Source organism: Caballeronia sp. INML1, assembly GCF_023631085.1.
Lineage (GTDB): Bacteria > Pseudomonadota > Gammaproteobacteria > Burkholderiales > Burkholderiaceae > Caballeronia > Caballeronia turbans.
In genome coordinates, this window is record NZ_JALQDT010000001.1 from 78,757 (window position 1) to 96,941 (window position 18,185).

The window sequence follows — 18,185 nt, forward strand, 5'->3', positions numbered from 1 at the left end:
TGGAGCTGCTCGCTTAAGGCTAAAGCACAAGCGAACCGCCCATCCACCTCACCCCGCAGTCCCCCGCTTGCGGTTGACGATCGCCGTCTCCGACAAATCGACCTCGCGCATCAGCTTGTTCAGCGTTTCATCGTTGATGTGCTGCAGCGACCGCAGCCGCAACAACTCCGCCCGCTCGGCCCTCAGCGCCGCCATCTTCAGCCGCGTCTCCACCTGCTCGCTCTTCCTCGCCGCCACGCGCGGCGCTTCTTCATCGCCGAGCGATTCCAGCCGCCTGCGATACATGCTCATGACGCGGGCGGTCGAATCGGCGCAGCGCGCGGACGCGGTTTCGTCCATCTGCTCGATGAGCTCGTCGTGCGTGTCGTCGATCGCGCGGATCGCCGCCTGCGCCGCGCGGCGGCGCGCCATGCGTTCCTCCACCGCGTGCGGATTCTTCTCGCGCTCGATGCCGCGCAGCATCAGCGGCAAGCCCACGACAGCGATGAGCAGCGACACCAGAATCACCGCCGATGCGATGAAGATCGCCAGATCGCGCCCCTCGAGCGTGACCGGCAGCGACAGCACGCCCGCGAGCGTCACGGCGCCGCGCACGCCGCCGATCGTCGTTAGCGCGAGCGTGCGAAAACCGGGCGCGGCGCTGTCGATGCCACGCTTCGCCGTCTTGCGCGCCGCGACCCAACGCAGCGAATACACCCAGACGAAGCGCAGCGAGTAAAGCGCGACCAGCGTCGCGAGCACATAGCCGATCAGCAGGCCCACTTGCGCGTCGCTATCGTGATGCGCCTCGATCAGCGCCTGCCCGAGAATGTGCGGAAACTGCAGCCCGAGCAGGATGAACACCATGCCGTTGAACACGAATTCGATCATCGTCCAGGTGCTCGTCATGCGCACGCGCACCGCGCTCGGAATGCCTTCGCGCAGGCTCTGGATGTTCATGACCATGCCGGCCGACACCGCCGCCAGAATGCCCGAGCAGCCCACATGCTCGGCCATGACGTACGACGCGAATGGAATCAGGATCGTAAGGATCACGCCCGCGGCCGGGTCGTCGTCCTCGGAGAATTTCAGCAGACGCGACGGAATCTCGGTGAGCGCCCAGCTGATCGCCGCGCCGATCGCGATCCCGCCCGCCGCGATGATGAAAAAGCTGATCGTCGCGTCACGCAGCGAAAACACGCCCGTCAGCGCGGCCGCGATCGCGAACTTCAGCGCGACGAGGCCCGACGCGTCGTTCATCAGCGCCTCGCCTTCGAGGATATGCATGAGGTTCGCCGGAATGCGGTTGCGTCCGGCGATGCCCGTCAGCGCGACGGCATCGGTCGGCGAGAGCACGGCGGCAAGCGCGAACGCGACGGGCAGCGGCATCGTCGGAATCATCGCGTGCAGGAAGTAGCCGAGCGCGCCCACGGTGATGAACACGAGTCCGAGCGCGAGCATCAGGATCGCGCGCCGCTGCATGTAGAGCTCGCGCTTCGGAATGCGCCAGCCGTCCGCGAACAGCAGCGGCGGAATGAAGAGCAGCATGAAGAGATCGGGATCGAACGTGACGTGCAGCGCGAAGCCCGGCCACGCAAGGCACGCGCCGATCGCGATCTGGATGAGCGGCAACGGCAGCTTGACCGGAAGCAGGCTCAGGCCGAACCCCGATAGGGCCACGACCAGCAGAAGAATGAGGACGGTAAAAACGATTTCCATGTGTGCGCTACTGCACGACGCGTGCGAGCGGCCGGCGCACGCGGCGTCTAGCATTGACTTGATGAGCCGAAAGTTTAGCCCTTGCACGCGCTGCGGGCAGCGGCGGCGGCTTTTCGGTTTTCGCACCGTGAAGGTGCGCGTGCACGTCGAACCGCCTGCTGGCGGTGCACGAAGCTGGCAAACGATCGACGAATCGCGCCGCGCCGTGCGCATGGAGCTTGCTTTAACGAAAGCCACGGGACACACAGACTCCCGACGAGATCATCGAGGGCGGTTCTTATGAAAACGGTATGGGACGGATCCGGCGCGGGTCCGCTGGCACGGATGACGCAAGGCAGGCGCAGGTCGATCGCGCATCGCCGGAACATGGAGGCGAGGGTATCGGCATGGTGATCGCAAACCCCGAGAAAGCGACGGTTTCCGCACGCAGCTTCGAGCTCGGCGTGACTTCGGGCTTCGACCGCTATTCGGTCGAGCACGGCGAGTTGACGTTATCGAGCGTCTTTCAGCCGGTGTTCAGCCTGTCGCACATGCGCGCGGTCGGGTACGAGGGCTTGTTGCGCGCGCACGATGCGCTCGACCGGCCGGTGTCGCCGCTCGACGTGTTCGGGCAGGCATCGCGCGTCGGCGAAGCATTGCTCATCGACCGGCTCGCGCAGGCGCTGCATCTCGAGAACTTCAAAATGCTCGGCGCACAGACCGAATGGCTCTTTCTCAACGTGCATCCCGGCGCGCTGACCGAGCCGTATCACGCGGCGGCGCTGCTCGCGAATCTCAAGCGCCTCAATATCGAACCGCGCCGCGTCGTGCTCGAAGTGCTCGAGCACAGTGCGGAGGATATCGAGCGGCTCGCGCTCGCGGTGCAGCAGTTCCGCGATCACGGCTTTCTCATCGCGCTCGACGACTTCGGCGCGGGGCACACCAACATCGAGCGAATCTGGCAGCTCGATCCGGACATCGTCAAGCTCGATCGCGTGATGCTCTCGCACGCCGGCCACAACGTGCATGCGCCGCTATCGGCGCGCTCGCTCAAGCAGCGGCGGAACATGGAGGCGGTTTTGTCGGGCATCGTGTCGCTGCTGCATGAAGCCGGCAAGCTCGTGCTGATCGAAGGCGTCGAGACCGAGCACGAAGCGCAACTCGCGCTCGCGAGCGGCGCGGACTTCGTGCAGGGGTTCTTCTTCGCGCGGCCGCATCCCGGGCTCGCGGACAGCGCGCATGCGCAGACGGTCATCGGTGAGCTGACCGAGCGCTACCGCTTGCAGACCGAAGCGCGCGAGCGGCGCGTCGCGACGCGGCTTCAGCCGTATATCCGCGCGTTCGAGCGCGCCGCCGAGCGGCTCGCGGCGGGCGAGCCGCTCGAAGAAGTGTGCTGGAACTTCCTCGCGCTCGACAACGCCGCGCGCTGCTTCCTGCTCGACCAGAACGGCAGGCAGGCGGGCCGCAACGTCGTGCTGCGCGCGGACCGCGCCGCGCACGAGGCGCGCTTCCTGCCGCTCAGCGACGCGCAGGGCGCGAACTGGTTGCGCCGCCCGTACTTCCGGGCGGCGCTCGGCGATCCCGAGCGCGTGCATGTGACCAAGCCGTATCTGTCGATCAACGAGGCGATGCCGTGCGTCACGCTGTCGGTGGAGACGCGCTCGCAAGGCAAGCGCTGCGTGTTGTGCGGCGACATCGACTGGTTGCCCGACGACGACGTCGAATGATCCTTCGTCTTACTTTGCGACCACGACCGGAATGCCTTTGAGCGATGCCACGCCTTTCATCGTGTCGATGGCGGCGCGCACGGCATCGCCCGTCGCCGCTTCGATGCCGATGCGCGCCGCGATGCCACGTTCGCCGCGCTTGACCGTCGCGACGTTCGCGAGCTTCACGTGACCGTAGCCGCGCACGCGCTCGAAAAGGGCGGCGAGCGCTTCGATGTCGCCCGCGCTGGCGGCGTCGAGTTTGTCAAGGGCGCGCGTCATCGTGATTTCGAAGTCGTCGGCGAGCTGGCGTTCCATGCGGCGTTCGAGCGTCCTGCCGAAGACATCGAATGCCGTGCCGCGCAGCGCGCGCATTTTCGCGAGTCCGCCGAACACGGGCCACATCCATTGGCCGAACACTTTCTTCTTCGGCGCACCATGCGTTAGCGCCGGCGGCGCGAGATTGAACTTCACGGTATAGCTCTCACCCGCCGTGCCTTCGAATTGCGCGCCGAGCGCGGCGCGGAACGCCGGGTCCGCATGCAGGCGCGCGACCTCGTATTCGTCCTTCACCGCGAGCAGCTTGTAGAACGAGATCGCGATGGCGCGCGCGATGGCTTCATTGCCCGCCGCCTTGTTCACCAGGTTGCGATAACGCTCGACATACTTCGAACCGCCGTAAGCCAGCAGACGTTCCTCGCGATCGCGGATCAGCTCGGGCAACGACATTTGATCCATCACGACGCGCCTGGCCAGCACTTGCGCGGTCAGCGCTTCGAGCGCGGCCATGTCCGCCGCCGCGAGACGGCCGATCGAGAACGCCAGCTTGTTCGCCGCGACCGCGACATTGTTCAGCTCGATCGCGCGCATCAGCGCCACGAGCGACAGCGGCACGAGCCCGAGCTGCCACGCGAAGCCGAGCATCAGAATGTTCGCGCCGATCGTATCGCCGAGAAAACGTTGCGCGAGCGCCTGCGCATCGCAGCTGCGCATCGCGTCGTGCGCGCCGGGACCCGCGGCGTGACGCATCTTGTCGAGCAGCGCATCCGCGTGAAGATTCGCTTCGGGGTTCTGCACGAAGGTCGCGTTCGGAATCGCGTGCGTGTTCACGACGATTTTCGTGCGATCGTGCCGCACCGTCTGCAATGCTTCCGGGCTCGCGCCGACGACCATGTCGCAGGCGAGCAGCAAGTCCGCCTGTTGCGTGTCGATGCGAACCTGGTTCAGCAGCGCGTCCGTCGCGGCGAAGCGCACGAACGAGAGCACCGAGCCGCCTTTTTGCGCGAAGCCCATGAAATCGAGCACCGACGCGCTCTTGCCTTCCAGATGCGCCGCCATGCTGATGAGCGCGCCGACCGTCACCACGCCCGTGCCGCCTACGCCCGTCACGAGAATGTCGTAGGGCGCGTGGTCGAGATGGGCGGGCGGTTGCGGCAGCGCATCGACGCGGCGCGCGAGTTCGGCCGGGTCGAACGCGTGGCCTTCGGCCTTCTTCAACTTCGCGCCCTCGACGGTGACGAAGCTCGGGCAGAAGCCGTTCACGCACGAATAGTCCTTGTTGCACGACGACTGATCGATGCGGCGCTTGCGTCCCAGTTCAGTTTCGACCGGCTCGACGGACAGGCAATTCGACTGCACGCCGCAATCGCCGCAGCCTTCGCACACGGCTTCGTTGATGAAGAGGCGCTTGTCCGGATCGGGAAACTCGCCCTTCTTGCGGCGGCGGCGCTTTTCGGCGGCGCAGGTTTGATCGTAGATGAGCACGGTGACGCCCGGCGTGTCGCGCAGGCGGCGCTGCACGTCGTCCAGTTCGCCACGGTGATGGAACGTCGTGCCGCGCGGAAACTGATCTTCGTGACCTTGGTATTTCTCCGGCTCGTCGCTCACGACGACCAGCAGCGCGATGCCTTCCGCTTCCACTTGCCGCGCGATCTGCGGCACCGAAATGCTGCCGTCGACCGGCTGGCCGCCCGTCATCGCGACGGCGTCGTTATAAAGAATCTTGTACGTGATGTTCGTCTTCGCGGCCACGGCCTGGCGAATCGCGAGGATGCCCGAATGGAAATAGGTGCCGTCGCCGAGGTTCTGGAAGACGTGCGGCGTTTTCGTGAACATCGAATGCGACGCCCAGTCGACGCCTTCGCCGCCCATCTGGATCAGACCGGTGGTGTCGCGCTCCATCCACGAGGCCATGAAGTGACAGCCGATGCCCGCCTGCGCGACCGATCCTTCCGGCACCTTCGTCGACGTGTTGTGCGGGCAGCCCGAGCAGAAGTACGGCGTGCGCTTGACGGAATCGGCGACGTTCGAAAGGATCTGCGGCGCGACGAGATCGACGACCTTGTCGCGGCGATCGAGCGCGGGCTTGTGACGCGCGAGCCATTCGGCAAACACCGGCAGGACGCGCGACGGGCGCAATTCGCCGAGCGCGGAAAGAAGCTGCGCGCCGTCGCGCGCGTTCTTGCCGATCACGATCGGCCGGGCGCCTTCGGCACGGTTGTACAGATGATCCTTGATCTGCTGCTCGATGACCGGCCCTTTCTCCTCGATCACGAGCACTTCGCTCAAACCTTCGACGAACGTCTCCAGCCGCGTCGTTTCGAGCGGGTACGACAGCCCGACCTTGTAGATGCGCACGCCGGCGGCGTCGAGATCGTCGATGGTCAGGTCGAGGCGGCGCAGCGCTTCCATCAGATCGAGATGCGCCTTGCCGCATGTCACGATGCCGACGTTTGCGCGCGGGCTCGGCGCGATCCACTTGTCGATGCTGTTCGCTCGCGCGAAGTGGCGCACGGCGTCGATTTTGGCGGACAAGCGCGCTTCGATCGTCAGGCTCGGCAGATCGGGCCAGCGGTTGTGCAGGCCGCCCGGCGGCGGCGTGAAATCGTCGGGCGTTTTCCAGTCGGTGCGGATCGCGTCGAGATCGACGGTCGAGCCGGATTCGACCGTCTCCGAAATTGCCTTGAAGCCGATCCACGCGCCCGAGAACCGCGACAACGCCCAGCCGTAGAGGCCGAATTCCAGCATGTCCGCGACGTTCGACGGATTCACCACCGGCATGTGCCACGAGATCATCGTCTGGTCGCTCTGATGCGGCATCGACGACGACACGCAGCCGTGGTCATCGCCCGCCACGACCAGCACGCCACCGTGCGGCGACGAGCCGTACGCGTTGCCGTGCTTGAGCGCGTCGCCCGCGCGATCGACGCCCGGGCCTTTGCCGTACCACATCGCGAACACGCCATCCACCGTGCGTTCCGCGTCCGATTCCACGCGCTGCGTGCCGAGCACGGCGGTGCCGCCGAGTTCCTCATTGATCGCGGGGAGAAAGCGCACGTCGTGCGACGCGAGCAGTTTCTTCGCCTTCCACAACTGCTGATCGACCATGCCGAGCGGCGAGCCGCGATAGCCGCTGACGAAACCGGCGGTGTTCAGATTCGCGGCGCGATCGAGTTCGCGCTGCATCAGGACGAGGCGCACGAGCGCCTGCGTGCCGGTGAGGAAAATTCGGCCCTTGGTGGCGCTCAGGTTGTCGCTGAGTTGATAGTCCGACAGTGCGGGAGGAACAAATGCATCGGCTGGGACACGCGCGTTCATGAAATCTCCGGAGGCTTTTTTTGAGATGCGGGGCAATGCGACATTCTTTGCCGACAAATGCGAAATGTTTTTGCGCACTCGCCCCGATTCCGCACGCATGGAGAGACATCGACCTTATTTTTGAGATGAGCGGGAGGAATTTTCCCGATCCGGCGCGCGTAGGCGTAAACCCGATGCCGTCGGGCGCGCGATTCGCGTGGATTTGGGACTACCCTGAACGCATCGACAGACGACGAAAAAGACGCCGATGAAGCTCTTCTACTGGCCGAAAACGCGCGCCTTCCGCGCGCTGTGGATGCTCGAAGAAATGCGCGTGCCGTATCAGCTCGAGTTCGTGAACATCCGCGCGGGTGCGCAGCACGACCCGAACTTCTGCCGCGTCAATCCGATGTCGAAGCTGCCCGCGCTGGAAGACGGCAGCGTGCGCGTGGCCGAATCGGGCGCGGTGCTGCTTTATCTTGCGGATCGGTATCCCGAAACCGCGCTCGGCGTGCCGTTGCACGATCCTTCGCGCGGCCGTTTTCTGCAATGGATGTTCTTCACCGGCTCGTGTCTCGAACCCGCGATGGCCGAGCGCGTAACCGGCGCGCAGAGCAACAGTGTGAGTTTCGGCTGGGGCGATCTTGGGCGCGTCGAGCACGCGATCGAGAACGCGCTGGAAGAAGGGCCGTGGCTCCTGGGCGACCAGTTCACCGCCGCCGATATCCTTGCGGCGAGCACGCTGCAGATCGGATTCATCGCGAAGCTGATCGAGCCGCAAGGTGTGCTTTTCGATTACGTCGAGCGTTCGCTCGCGCGCGAAGGCTACGAACGCGCATCAGCGATCGACCGGCGCGAGGCCGGGCGGCTCGCGCTGAATGCGCACGTGGGTCTCGCGCAGCCGCCGGACGAGAATTAGGGAAATGCGCGTGGCTTCGGAATGCCCGCGCCGGCTTCGATATCGGACACCGCGCGCTGATGCGCAAGTTCGACGGCTTCGGCCTTGTCGGCTAGACCGTCATCGCCGCCGACGGTCGTCCACGGCTGAACGGCCTTGTCGTGATGACGGATCTCGTATTCCGCGTCCCAGCGCGAGCCCTGCAGCTCGACCGCCCTGACGTGAATGGCGTAGACGCCGTATAGGAAGATCTGCTCCGGCATATGTCCTCCGATGCAGCCCGGGAGGCGCCGCGAAGCCGAGCGCCCCGCGCCGCCCTGGCCGCCTGGCTACAGCTCGATTTCCCCAAGGATGCGGTGCGCGAGCGCGCGCGCTTCGTCGAGCGCTTCTTCTTCGTTACCCGATACGGCTTCCACTTCGTAGAGCGTCGCATCGTTATCCTCGCCGTCGTCGCGGGCGAGCGAGACGAGGCCCTGGAACTTGCCGCCGTCGATGGCGCGCACGCCGATCGTCGCGGTATAGATGCCTTTCGTGTAGGTGGTGTCTTCCATGATGGATTCGCCTCCAGGCAAGGACGAACCCATGCTAGCACGCTGATATGTAACGCGTGCGACGCGCTTTCAGATCATTTCAACAGGTCTTCGACCTCTTCCAGCGAAGGCGAATGCGCGCCCGAATGACGGCACGCCGCCGCGCCCGCTGCGAGCGCGAACTTCAGATGATCGGGCCAGTCGCCGTGGCGCGCCATGAGGCTGTAGAGCAATCCGCCGATGGACGCATCGCCCGCGCCGACCGTGTCCGCCACTTCGACGCTCGGCGGACGCGCGCTGTATTGCTGATCGCCGGCATAGAGCGTCGCTTGGCCCGAGCCGCGCGTGACGAGCACGGTGGCTTGCGGATTCATCGAGCGGATTTTCGCGAGCGCGTCCGCTTCGGGCATGCCTTTGAAGAGCATGTGCAAATCCTCGTCCGACACCTTGATGAGATCGGCGAGGCTTGCCATGTTGCGCAGGATCGGCTCGTAGCCGTGCTCCATCAGATTGCGATAGTTCGGGTCGAAGCTGATCTTCACGCCGTGGTCGCGCAATTGCCGCGCGAGCGCGGCGAGCGTCGCGCCGAGCGGCTGGCGCACGAGGCTGATGCAGCCGAAATGCGCCCACTTCACGCGCTCCATCCATCCTTGCGGCAGCCGCGACGGGTCGAACGCCAGATCCGCGCCGTTCTCGCCCATGAAGTAGTAGGTCGGCGGCTGCGTCTTGTGGACGATCGCGAGCAGCGGCGGACGCTCGACGCGCTGCATGAAGCGCATGTCGAGCCCCGATGAGACGCTCGCTTCCCACAGGTCGTCGGAGAAATTGTCGGTGCCGAGCGAGCCCGCGCAGGCCGTCGGCAGCCCGAGCCGCGCAACCGCACGCGCGACGTTCCAGCCCGCGCCGCCGGGACGCGAAAGCCAGCTCGACACGTCGGTGCGGATCATGTCGGTGAGGATGTCGCCCGCCGAGACGAATTGGGGGAAGGTGGTTTGCTCGCTAGCCATGCTTGTCACCGTTGAGTCGAGGTCGGGCCGAGCGCGTTCAGCACTTCGTAACACGCGCCCATGGTGTGATAGTCGGTCTTGCCGGCGGGACTTTTCTCGTCGCCGTACTTGCGGTTGTCGCACGTGAGAATGCGATACCACGCGCCGTATTCGTGATCGACGAAATGCGTCCAGCTGTAGCGCCACAGTTCGTCGTAGCAGTCCCAGAAACGCTCGCGGCCCGTTTGCGCGCCGAGCAGCGCCGCCGCCGCGAAGCTTTCCGCCTGCACCCAGAAGTACTTGTCGTGGTCGCAGATGGTGTCGTCCGGGCCGAAGCCGTAGTAGAGGCCGCCGTGACGGCTGTCCCACGCGCGGTTGAATCCGCCATCGAACAGCTCGATGGCGCGCGGTGCGAGCCACGGCAGCGCGCGATGCCGCTCGAGAATCAGCAACAGCTTGGCCCACTCGGTCTGATGACCCGGCTGGAAGCCCCACGGACGGAAGATGTTCGAACTGTCCGATTCGTTGTAGTGCCAATCCACGGACCAGTCGCGGTGAAAGTGCTCCCACACGAGCCCATGCGACAGTCGCGCCTGCCGCAGCGTGATATTTCCCGCGATCTTTTCCGCGCGATCCAGATAGATGACGTGGCCCGTTGCCTCGTATGCCGCGAGCAGCGCCTCGGTTGCGTGCATGTTCGCGTTCTGCCCGCGATAGTCCGAAAGCTGCCAGTCAGGCGTGGCTTCGTCGGCGTAGAGGCCGGCGTCGGCGTCCCAGAAACGCTGCTCCATGAGCGCGAAGGTTTCGTCGATCATCGGCTTTGCTTCGTCGATGCCCGCCATCGCGGCGTGCGCGCAGGCGAGCAGCACGAACGCCATGCCGTAGCAATGACGCGTGCCGTCGAGCGTGCGTTTGTGCCCGTCGCGCCACTCGATTTCCCAGTCGTAGCCTTCGTTGACGGCGTCCCAGTGGGCGTCGCGCAGGAATGTGAAAGCGTGACGCGCGTCGTCTTGAAAACGCGCGTCGCCGAAATGGCGGTACGCCATCGCGTAGTTGAAGACGAAGCGCGTGCTGCTGACGAGATGGCGCGTCGTGCGATCGTAGACGCTGCCGTCGTCCTTGAAGAAATGAAAGAAGCCGCCGGACGGGTCGCGTGCGTTCGGCGCATAGAACGCGAGCGTGTCGCGCACGTGGGAGAGCAGGAAGTCGCGGCTGCGGAAGTCGATCGCGCGTTCGGCTGGCGCGCTTTCCGCGATGGCAGGTGAGGCGGTCATGTTCATGGCGTGCTGATGTCCTGTTTCATGCCCGAACTCGCGCGAGGAACGAAATTGACGGCGACGAGCGTGTCGGCCTGGCTCGGCGGGCTCGATTGATCTTCCAGCAGCAACTCGACGCCGCGGCGCCCGAGCGCTTCCTTGTCGACGGTCACGGTCGAGAGCGGCGGCGTGCTTTGCGCGGCGGCCGGAATGTCGTCGAAACCGACAAACGCGACGTCATCCGGCACGCGCAACCCGTGCGCGAGGCAGACGCGCATCGCGGCGAGGGCCGCTGCATCGTTATAGGCGAAAACCGCGTCGGGGAGGGGACTGGATTGCGCGCGGGCGTCGGCGATCAGGCGCTCCATCGCGTCGGCGGCGGCGAGGTCGGCGGGCAGGCCCGGCTGGGTCACGATTTCGAGCGTCGGATCGAAAAGCTGGCCGGCGTCGAAATATGCCTTGCGATAGCCGAGCGCGCGCTGCGCGATGCTGTAATGCGCAAGCGATCCGCCGATGAACACGATGCGCCGCCGACCTTGCGCGAACAGATGCTGCATCGCGAGCGATGCGCCTTTCACGTTGTCGATGTTGACGGAACGAAAGCCCGGCGCGCGCAGGTCGATGAGCACGGTAGGCCGCGCGAGCGAATGCAGATGCGCGAGCAGTTCCGGCTCGACGAAGCCCGCCACCGCGATGGCGTCGGGCGCATGCAGGCGCATCTGCTGCGCCAGGTCATGCGTCGGACCGGCGGTCAGCACGGACGGCACGAGCCGCCGCTCGCGACACGCTTCCTCGAAGCCGTTCAGGACGTGCGAGAAAAAAGGGCTGACGGCGAAATTGTTGTGCTGCCGATGCAGCAGGAACGTCACGCGACGAATGCGCGTGCGCAACTGTGCCGAGTCATAGCCGAGTTGCTGCGCTACTTCGACGACGCGCACGCGCGTCGCTTCGGATAAACCCGGTTGATTCTTGAGCGCGCGCGACACTGTCCCGATCGAGACGCTTGCCGCACGCGCGACATCGCGAATGGTGGTGGCCATCGTGGTGTTCTCTGTCTCCGCCTGTTTGCGGCTGGTGTTCGGTCGGCGCTATGTTTACCGCTTCTGGCCGATGCGCGTGTTTCACGGCGATTGTATAGTAAAAAAGCCGGGAAAATCGCGCAAACGAGATAGGAGAAAACCAGTAGACCCTTGTTGTATATGACTTTCCTCGCGGTTTTTTTGTTTAGTAAAAACCAGAAAACACTACGCCGACGCTTCCCGGTCGTGAACTGAGCGCTTGTCAGGCGTCCAGACGTCGAGAACCAGATCGTCGTCCCAATAGTGGCTCAGCAGCGGAAGACTCATACGGCCGCGCAACTTCGCGTGCACTTCATCGCCGTTCTGCGCCCAGCCTTCGATCGGCCGGCGCCAGTGACATGCGACCACGGCGCCATCTCGCGACAGCGTCTGGTGTATGTGCTCGACGATATGCCATAGCTGCGGCTCGTCAAGGTAATAACCGATCTCGCTGATCACGACGAGATCGAGCGGGCCGCTCGGCCAGGCATCGGGCAAAAGCATCTGCTGGACTGTTACGTTGTGACACTGCGCGACGCGTTCCCGCGTGAGCGCGACGGCATCCTCGGCGATGTCCGTTGCGATCAGCTCGTCGCAGCGCGGCGCGAGCAGTGCGGTCAGCTCGCCGTTGCCGCAGCCGGGCTCGAATGCGCGGGCGTACCGCTCATGGGGAAGCGAGGCGAGCATGAGTGCCCGCTTACGCCGCTCATACCAGCGATGCCTGATCTTCCAGGGATCGTCATTCTGTCGATACAGGTTATCGAAGTACTGCTTAGTATTGTCGTTGATGTTGTTCATATGAGTACGACTTCGAAAGGCCGGGTGAGCCGGGCCAGCACATGCTCGGGCAGCACTGGCGCCTGACCGGTTGTGGCATCGGGATCGAGCTGGCTCCGAAAAGCCTGCACGGCCCGAAGCTTCCGGGCATGCGTGGCGCCGTCCAGAACGATGCGGCGAGCACGGCTCCATGGCACGCGCGTATCGTCCGGCGACGCCCAGTGCCAGGTCCAGAGCGGCACTTCCACGCAGGGCAGGTCGAGCGCTTGTGCCGCGGAATGAACGGCGCGCCCGGCTGCCTCGTGGTCGGGGTGACCATCATAGCGCCAAGTGGTGAAAACGATATCGCCGGGTTGAAGAAGTTCGGATAGGGCTCCTGACAAACTGGCTTCTATGCGGGCAGGCGCGCCGTCCTGAAGCCCGAGCCTGACCACCTGAACCTGACGCAGATGCAGCCGCTGGAGCGCGGCTCTCGTTTCCTGCGGACGTACACGCGCAAGGCGTTCCGGCGGCCATTCGGTGGAATCCGGGTGACTTGCGGTGCCGTCCGTGACGGCGACGATGAGTATCTGCCGGCTTATTTCCGAGAGACGAGCGAGCAGTCCGCCGGTGCCGAGCACTTCGTCGTCGGGGTGTGGCGCAACTACGACAGCCCGGCCGCCGAACGGCACCAGTTCGGCGGGCTGGACTTCGGGCAGCGCATTCAGACGCGTCCATCCCTGCCATGTTGCCTCAGGCGTGCCTTCGCCGGATATCGCTCGGTCGGCGGGATTTTCGTCTGTCGGCGCTCGCGGGGTCACAGTTGCCATGAAGTCCGTTCCTCTTCTATGACACGCTCGGCGAGCGATGCTTCGTCGCGCTCGGCGTGGCTTTGTCGAATGAATACCGGTAGATCGGCCATGAGTTGCGCGAAGTGCGCGTCGCGGCACAGCGGGGCGGCGCCCAACGCACGGCCGGCGCGTGCCGCGACGCGCGCCGCCGCGGATTCAGCGGCGATGCGTGCCCGCATCGCAGGCGCCATCGCGTCGGCGTGCGGGGCGCGGTCGATGAGCGCGGCCGTCTCGCGCAGCAGCGCGGCGGTGGCGCACAGCGTCGTATCGATGACGCCGAGATGCGCGAGCTTGTGTGGCCCCGCGCGATGCTGCGCGTCGCGCGCCACGAATGAGGCGATGCCGGCCGCCGCGCCGAACCAGCACGCGGCGATTCCTGCGCCGCCGTGCCAGAAGCCGGGACGCTCGACATACGCACGCGGGGAGCCGACGCGAAGCGCGGGCACCCGCTCGAAGCACACGTCAACACTCGCGCTCGCCTGCATGCCTACCGCTTGCCAGCCGGCTCCGGTGATCCGCACGCCGTCGTGTCGCAGGTCGACCGTGGCGAGCACGGGTTCGTCTCTTTCATTCCAGGCCGTCACGAGCGCATGGGTGACCGCCGCCGCCCCGGAACACCAGGACTTCGTGCCCTGCAGGAGCACGGTCTGCGCATCCGGGTCGCCCAGCGCCGATAGCCGCGCGCTCGGCGGCTCGGCCGCCCATACCGCCCACGCGCTGGCCGCGTCCGGTTGCGCCGCCCCCAGTTCAGCGAGGATCGCGAGCGCGTCGGTATGGCCTTCGTACAGCTTGACCAGCGACAGGTCGAACGCGGCGACCGCGCCGAGCGCGCGCCAGCGTTCGAGCGTATTGCCGTGGCCCGGCAAAGGCAGGCGATCCAGACCGGCCCCGATCAACGCACGCAGTGCACGGCCTGCGTCTTCCGCGCTGCCGCGCTGAAATGGCATTTCGTCGAGAAAGGCGCGCAAGGCGGACGCCGTGTGATGTTCGACGTGGTTCATCGTTCCTTCCGCGGTGGATGCATGATGCGTGGTGTGCACATGCTTGTCTCGTATCCGTTTCTGCACGGTGTTAAGCAAGAGTGTGGCAAGGCACATGCCCGGGCGCCATTCAGCCGAAAGGCATAGGCCGAATCGTCGGACACCGGGCAACGCAGATTCGCAACTCGATGCGGAAGGTCAGTCTTTTCGGCCTATGCCATCCGGCCGAATCGACTTCGGCGCGCGGGCGGGCTCAAATGACGCAAAGGCCGCACGAGGCGGCCTATGTGAAAGAAGGAGGAACGATGGTGAGGGGAACGACGCCGCCTGTGGTCGGGCGTGAATCAGCGACGCGCTGGCGCGGCGACGGCCTTGTTCTCGCGCACCGGCTCGGGCGCCGTCTTGCGCGCTCCCCAGCGCTGCGCGAGCACCGCGCACACCATGAGCTGGATCTGATGGAAGAGCATGAGCGGCAGCACCACCGCGCCAACCGCGTGCGACGCGAAAATCACCTTCGCCATCGGAATGCCGGAGGCGAGGCTTTTCTTCGAGCCGCAGAAGATGATCGTGATCTGATCGGCGCGGGAAAAGCCGAGGCGCTTCGCCGTGAACGCCGTGAGGAGGAGCGCGGCCGCCAGCAGCAGGATGTTGACGGCGAGCAGGCCCGCGAGCGTCGACAGCGAGATCGAATGCCAGATGCCTTCGTTCACGGCCTCGCTGAACGCCACGTAGACGACGAGCAGGATCGAGCCTTGGTCCACGAACTTGAGCATCGCGCGGTGCCTGTCGATCCATTTGCCGATGGCCGGCCGCAGCAATTGCCCGGCGACGAACGGCACGAGCAGCTGCAGCGTGATGTTGCCGACGGTATGCCACGGCGACCCGGTCGTCGCGCCGTGATTGCTCACGACGAGTCCGACGAGCGCCGGCGTGATGAAAATGCCGAGCAGGCTCGACGCGGATGCACTGCACACAGCCGCCGGCACGTTGCCCTTCGCCATCGAAGTGAAGGCAATCGACGATTGCACCGTGGACGGCAGCGTACAAAGAAAGAGGATGCCCGTGTAGAGCGCGGGCGTGACGAGCGGTGTGAGCACCGGCTTGAGCACGAGGCCGAGCAGCGGAAAGAGCGCGAAGGTGCTGAGCAGCACGACGAGATGCAGCCGCCAGTGCGTCGCGCCCGCAATGATCGCCTCGCGAGAAAGTTTTGCACCGTGCAGGAAGAACAACAAGCCGATGGCGATATCGGTGATCCAGTTGAACGCGACCGCAGCGCTGCCCCGACAAGGCAGGAAGCTGGCGATGATGACAGTGCCGACGAGCGCCAGCGTGAAATTGTCCGGAAGAAGTTTGGGCCGTGCCATCAGAGATTCTCGTACCTGGGAACGCCGGGCGCGCTGCCGCGCGTAGCCATCGTCAAGTCAGGAAAAACCATGATTTTCGCTCGCGCGCGATTAAATTGGCAAATTCATTTACTGGATCGATTGATTACCGATGCGCATGAAAACGGTAAAAATTGTGCGCGGGCCGAAAGTGTTCTACAGCAACATTCGGGCCGCGCGTGCGTCAATTTCACGGCTTTTCAATCGTTTGGTCAGCATGATTTTCGTCACATCTTTGGGCATCCGAAACGGTCGGCCAACGCGAAAAAACTCTGACGTAACATGGTGTTACAACCATCGAGCAGGCCTAACACTTTTTGGCTCGACTGCCGCGACCGGTCCAAATAAATTGTTGGATACACCGGTTGGCGGGTTTTTGCATCGTCTCGATGCAGGCGCCTGAAACCTCCGACTACAGCCGGTTGTCCGCCTGATCGAAATCTCGTGTTTTCGACCCACGGACAGGAATATCGGTCGGACGCAAGGCAGTTTCGACATGACGCTCACTGGCTTTCGCAAGACTACCCGGCTTTTCGCATCCGCTGCGCTCGGCGCGCTGGCGGTGGCGGGTTCGCTCGCGCTCGCGGGGCCGCGCGTCGAGTGGCTGTCCTCGGCGGTGTTCAGCGATTCCGCCCCGAGCAGGCAATCGCTGCACTTCACGCCGGTCGCCGCCAAAGACGGTTTGACGCCCGTGAGCGCCGAAGTGCGCCCCGGTCCGCGCGCCGATCAGGCGGTGCCCATCCGCGGCGCGGGTTCCATTCGCGCCGACATCACGCGCTACAACGAAGAGCGCAGCCTGCCGCGCCCGCCCGGGCGTCCGGCGGACGATGGCCGCGCGCCGGCCAACGCGAATTACCGCAACTGATTCTCCCTTCCCGTCGGCAATAGCTGTCGTTCCGTGCGTTTACCGTGCAGAACGAAAAACTATTGGCACGTCTAGTTCCGCTGCCGCGATGACGTAATCTCGCCACAGTTACGCAGCGATTTTCTTTAAGACGTTCCGCTCTTTTTTCCGCGCACGGACAATGCGCCCTGCGCGGAGAAATGTCGTATTTCCAATATTTCGAATGGCTTTCGGCGCTTCGACAGGCGCGCCGCTGCTCGCTTCGCAAAGCATTGAGCCACATGGAATCCTGCGCGCGCGTTCGACTCGATTCGCTTCGCGGGATGCGCAGTCGATCGGCATTATCCGAACCGCTATACCCGCAATAACCAAAAACATTTTTGACCGGAAAAATGGTCCGTAAAGATGGTGCCGCTCCACACGCGATGCCACTCTCGCCCACATGAACCGTCAACCGGTCAAACGAGGCGAGGCAACGCTCCTCGCCCGCCAAGCTTTTAATTTTCGACAAAAGACAGGAGAGTTCATGAAGTCAACCGTCAACCGTGCGCCGAAGACTACGGTGAAAGCAACGGTCAAGGCCACCGCGGTCGCCGCAGCGATGCTCGGCCTCTTTGCCGCGGGCGCGGCACACGCGCAATCGAGCGTTTCGCTGTACGGGCAGGTCGACGAATGGGTCGGCGCTACAAAATTCCCGGGCGGCGATCGCGCGTGGAACGTCAGCGGCGGCGGCATGTCGACGTCGTACTGGGGCTTGAAGGGCGCCGAGGATCTGGGCGGCGGCTACAAGGCCATCTTCACGTTGGAAAGCTTCTTCCGCGCACAGAATGGCCAGTACGGGCGCTTCCAGGGCGACACCTTCTTCGCGCGCAACTCGTACGTCGGCATACAAGGTCCGATCGGCACGTTCACCGCAGGCCGCCTGACGACGCAACTCTTCGTCTCGACGATTCTCTTCAACCCGTTCGTCGATTCGTACGTCTTCTCGCCGATGGTCTATCACGTGTTCCTCGGCGCAGGCACGTTCCCGACGTATCGGACGGATCAGGGCGTGGTCGGCGATTCGGGCTGGAACAACTCGGTGCAGTACACGTCGCCTGACTTCAACGGTCTGTCCGGCAGCGTGATGTACAGCTTCGGCAACACCGCCGGCGACGGCCGCTCGAAGAAGTACAGCGCGCAGTTCCTGTACTTCCACGGCCCGTTCGCGGCCACGGGCGTCTATCAGTACGTGAACTTCAACAACGTACCCGGCGACCTGACGACGATCGACGGCTTCGCGACGCCCGGCTACAAGAGCCAGAGCGTCGGGCAACTGGGTGCGTCGTTCGACATGAAGTACGTGAAATTCTTCGCGCAGTACATGTACACGAAGAACGACTTCGACGGCCCCGGCACGTTCCACGTCAACACCGGACAGGGCGGCGTGACCGTGCCGGTCGGCCCGGGCACGGTGATGGCGTCGTACGCGTACTCGCGCAGCAACGGCGGCCTCGACCAGACGCACAAGAGCTGGGCGGTCGGCTACGACTACCCGCTGTCGAAGCGCACCGACGTCTACGCGGCGTACCTGAACGACAAGTACACGAGCATGTCGTCGGGCGATACGTTCGGCGTCGGCATCCGCGCGAAGTTCTAAACAGCGCACACGCCCAAACGAAAACACCGCGCTTCATGCGCGGTGT

General features: G+C 64.6%; 16 protein-coding genes. 5 read left to right on the forward strand and 11 right to left on the reverse strand.

The features are described from left to right. Nucleotides 1-48: 48 nt before the first annotated feature. Nucleotides 49-1,698 carry a Na+/H+ antiporter gene (locus tag NCR38_RS00395; RefSeq protein ID WP_061116931.1) on the reverse strand — a complete coding sequence of 550 codons (1,650 nt, stop codon included), beginning with the start codon at nt 1,696-1,698 and terminating at the stop codon, nt 49-51. Between the two features lie 386 nt (nt 1,699-2,084). Between NCR38_RS00395 and NCR38_RS00400 the strand changes: the two genes are divergently transcribed. Next, nucleotides 2,085-3,404, forward strand: coding sequence for an EAL domain-containing protein (locus tag NCR38_RS00400; protein WP_061116932.1), 1,320 nt, complete (start codon nt 2,085-2,087; stop codon nt 3,402-3,404). Between the two features lie 9 nt (nt 3,405-3,413). Here NCR38_RS00400 and NCR38_RS00405 read toward each other — a convergent pair whose 3' ends face one another. Then, nucleotides 3,414-6,980, reverse strand: coding sequence for an indolepyruvate ferredoxin oxidoreductase family protein (locus tag NCR38_RS00405; protein ID WP_250476151.1), 3,567 nt, complete (start codon nt 6,978-6,980; stop codon nt 3,414-3,416). A gap of 247 nt (nt 6,981-7,227) precedes the next feature. Between NCR38_RS00405 and NCR38_RS00410 the strand changes: the two genes are divergently transcribed. Then, nucleotides 7,228-7,878, forward strand: a complete 651-nt coding sequence (locus NCR38_RS00410) for a glutathione S-transferase family protein (RefSeq protein WP_061116752.1) — start codon at nt 7,228-7,230, stop codon at nt 7,876-7,878. Here the strand turns inward: NCR38_RS00410 and NCR38_RS00415 are convergent. The 9 genes from NCR38_RS00415 to NCR38_RS00455 all read right to left on the reverse strand — a co-directional run bounded on the left by NCR38_RS00415 (nt 7,875) and on the right by NCR38_RS00455 (nt 15,638). Next, nucleotides 7,875-8,120: a hypothetical protein gene (locus tag NCR38_RS00415; protein ID WP_035497396.1), complete on the reverse strand. Its 246-nt coding sequence runs from the start codon at nt 8,118-8,120 to the stop codon at nt 7,875-7,877. The two genes, NCR38_RS00410 and NCR38_RS00415, sit on opposite strands and share 4 nt — an antisense overlap. A gap of 66 nt (nt 8,121-8,186) precedes the next feature. Beyond that, nucleotides 8,187-8,408 (reverse strand): hypothetical protein, encoded by a 222-nt coding sequence (locus NCR38_RS00420; RefSeq protein WP_061116753.1) that lies wholly within the window; start codon nt 8,406-8,408, stop codon nt 8,187-8,189. A gap of 74 nt (nt 8,409-8,482) precedes the next feature. After that, entirely contained in the window at nt 8,483-9,394 is a 912-nt protein-coding gene (locus NCR38_RS00425; RefSeq protein ID WP_061116754.1) for a carbohydrate kinase, read from the reverse strand. A gap of 5 nt (nt 9,395-9,399) precedes the next feature. Next, entirely contained in the window at nt 9,400-10,653 is a 1,254-nt protein-coding gene (locus NCR38_RS00430) for an AGE family epimerase/isomerase (RefSeq protein ID WP_250476152.1), read from the reverse strand. Continuing rightward, the gene (locus NCR38_RS00435) at nt 10,650-11,669 is read right to left on the reverse strand and encodes a LacI family DNA-binding transcriptional regulator (protein WP_061116756.1); all 1,020 of its coding nucleotides are present in this window, start codon (nt 11,667-11,669) and stop codon (nt 10,650-10,652) included. The genes NCR38_RS00430 and NCR38_RS00435 overlap by 4 nt, the downstream gene beginning before the upstream one ends. A 204-nt stretch (nt 11,670-11,873) precedes the next feature. Then, complete coding sequence (locus NCR38_RS00440; protein ID WP_250476153.1) at nt 11,874-12,485, reverse strand: SAM-dependent methyltransferase; 612 nt, start codon at nt 12,483-12,485, stop codon at nt 11,874-11,876. Next, a complete protein-coding gene (locus NCR38_RS00445) occupies nt 12,482-13,273 on the reverse strand; it encodes a PIG-L deacetylase family protein (protein WP_061116758.1) in 792 nt (263 codons plus the stop codon). The genes NCR38_RS00440 and NCR38_RS00445 overlap by 4 nt, the downstream gene beginning before the upstream one ends. After that, nucleotides 13,261-14,295 (reverse strand): acyl-CoA dehydrogenase, encoded by a 1,035-nt coding sequence (locus NCR38_RS00450; RefSeq protein WP_250476154.1) that lies wholly within the window; start codon nt 14,293-14,295, stop codon nt 13,261-13,263. The genes NCR38_RS00445 and NCR38_RS00450 overlap by 13 nt, the downstream gene beginning before the upstream one ends. 323 nt (nt 14,296-14,618) lie before the next feature. Then, a complete protein-coding gene (locus NCR38_RS00455) occupies nt 14,619-15,638 on the reverse strand; it encodes a bile acid:sodium symporter family protein (RefSeq protein ID WP_250476155.1) in 1,020 nt (339 codons plus the stop codon). Nucleotides 15,639-15,707: 69 nt separating this feature from the next. Between NCR38_RS00455 and NCR38_RS00460 the strand changes: the two genes are divergently transcribed. From NCR38_RS00460 to NCR38_RS00470, 3 genes are all read left to right on the forward strand, one after another. Beyond that, the gene (locus NCR38_RS00460) at nt 15,708-15,932 is read left to right on the forward strand and encodes a hypothetical protein (RefSeq protein WP_250476156.1); all 225 of its coding nucleotides are present in this window, start codon (nt 15,708-15,710) and stop codon (nt 15,930-15,932) included. Nucleotides 15,933-16,152: 220 nt separating this feature from the next. Further along, nucleotides 16,153-16,521, forward strand: coding sequence for a hypothetical protein (locus tag NCR38_RS00465; protein WP_061116761.1), 369 nt, complete (start codon nt 16,153-16,155; stop codon nt 16,519-16,521). Between the two features lie 505 nt (nt 16,522-17,026). Then, entirely contained in the window at nt 17,027-18,139 is a 1,113-nt protein-coding gene (locus NCR38_RS00470) for a porin (RefSeq protein WP_061116762.1), read from the forward strand. The last annotated feature ends 46 nt before the right edge of the window (nt 18,140-18,185 follow it).

What these genes read in the sequence shown, in the direction of transcription:
- NCR38_RS00395 (WP_061116931.1), bottom strand. Translation starts at nt 1,698, where the DNA reads ATGGAAATCGTTTTTACCGTCCTCATTCTTCTGCTGGTCGTGGCCCTA.
- NCR38_RS00400 (WP_061116932.1), top strand. Translation starts at nt 2,085, where the DNA reads ATGGTGATCGCAAACCCCGAGAAAGCGACGGTTTCCGCACGCAGCTTC.
- NCR38_RS00405 (WP_250476151.1), bottom strand. Translation starts at nt 6,980, where the DNA reads ATGAACGCGCGTGTCCCAGCCGATGCATTTGTTCCTCCCGCACTGTCG.
- NCR38_RS00410 (WP_061116752.1), top strand. Translation starts at nt 7,228, where the DNA reads ATGAAGCTCTTCTACTGGCCGAAAACGCGCGCCTTCCGCGCGCTGTGG.
- NCR38_RS00415 (WP_035497396.1), bottom strand. Translation starts at nt 8,120, where the DNA reads ATGCCGGAGCAGATCTTCCTATACGGCGTCTACGCCATTCACGTCAGG.
- NCR38_RS00420 (WP_061116753.1), bottom strand. Translation starts at nt 8,408, where the DNA reads ATGGAAGACACCACCTACACGAAAGGCATCTATACCGCGACGATCGGC.
- NCR38_RS00425 (WP_061116754.1), bottom strand. Translation starts at nt 9,394, where the DNA reads ATGGCTAGCGAGCAAACCACCTTCCCCCAATTCGTCTCGGCGGGCGAC.
- NCR38_RS00430 (WP_250476152.1), bottom strand. Translation starts at nt 10,653, where the DNA reads ATGAACATGACCGCCTCACCTGCCATCGCGGAAAGCGCGCCAGCCGAA.
- NCR38_RS00435 (WP_061116756.1), bottom strand. Translation starts at nt 11,669, where the DNA reads ATGGCCACCACCATTCGCGATGTCGCGCGTGCGGCAAGCGTCTCGATC.
- NCR38_RS00440 (WP_250476153.1), bottom strand. Translation starts at nt 12,485, where the DNA reads ATGAACAACATCAACGACAATACTAAGCAGTACTTCGATAACCTGTAT.
- NCR38_RS00445 (WP_061116758.1), bottom strand. Translation starts at nt 13,273, where the DNA reads ATGGCAACTGTGACCCCGCGAGCGCCGACAGACGAAAATCCCGCCGAC.
- NCR38_RS00450 (WP_250476154.1), bottom strand. Translation starts at nt 14,295, where the DNA reads ATGAACCACGTCGAACATCACACGGCGTCCGCCTTGCGCGCCTTTCTC.
- NCR38_RS00455 (WP_250476155.1), bottom strand. Translation starts at nt 15,638, where the DNA reads ATGGCACGGCCCAAACTTCTTCCGGACAATTTCACGCTGGCGCTCGTC.
- NCR38_RS00460 (WP_250476156.1), top strand. Translation starts at nt 15,708, where the DNA reads ATGATTTTCGCTCGCGCGCGATTAAATTGGCAAATTCATTTACTGGAT.
- NCR38_RS00465 (WP_061116761.1), top strand. Translation starts at nt 16,153, where the DNA reads ATGACGCTCACTGGCTTTCGCAAGACTACCCGGCTTTTCGCATCCGCT.
- NCR38_RS00470 (WP_061116762.1), top strand. Translation starts at nt 17,027, where the DNA reads ATGAAGTCAACCGTCAACCGTGCGCCGAAGACTACGGTGAAAGCAACG.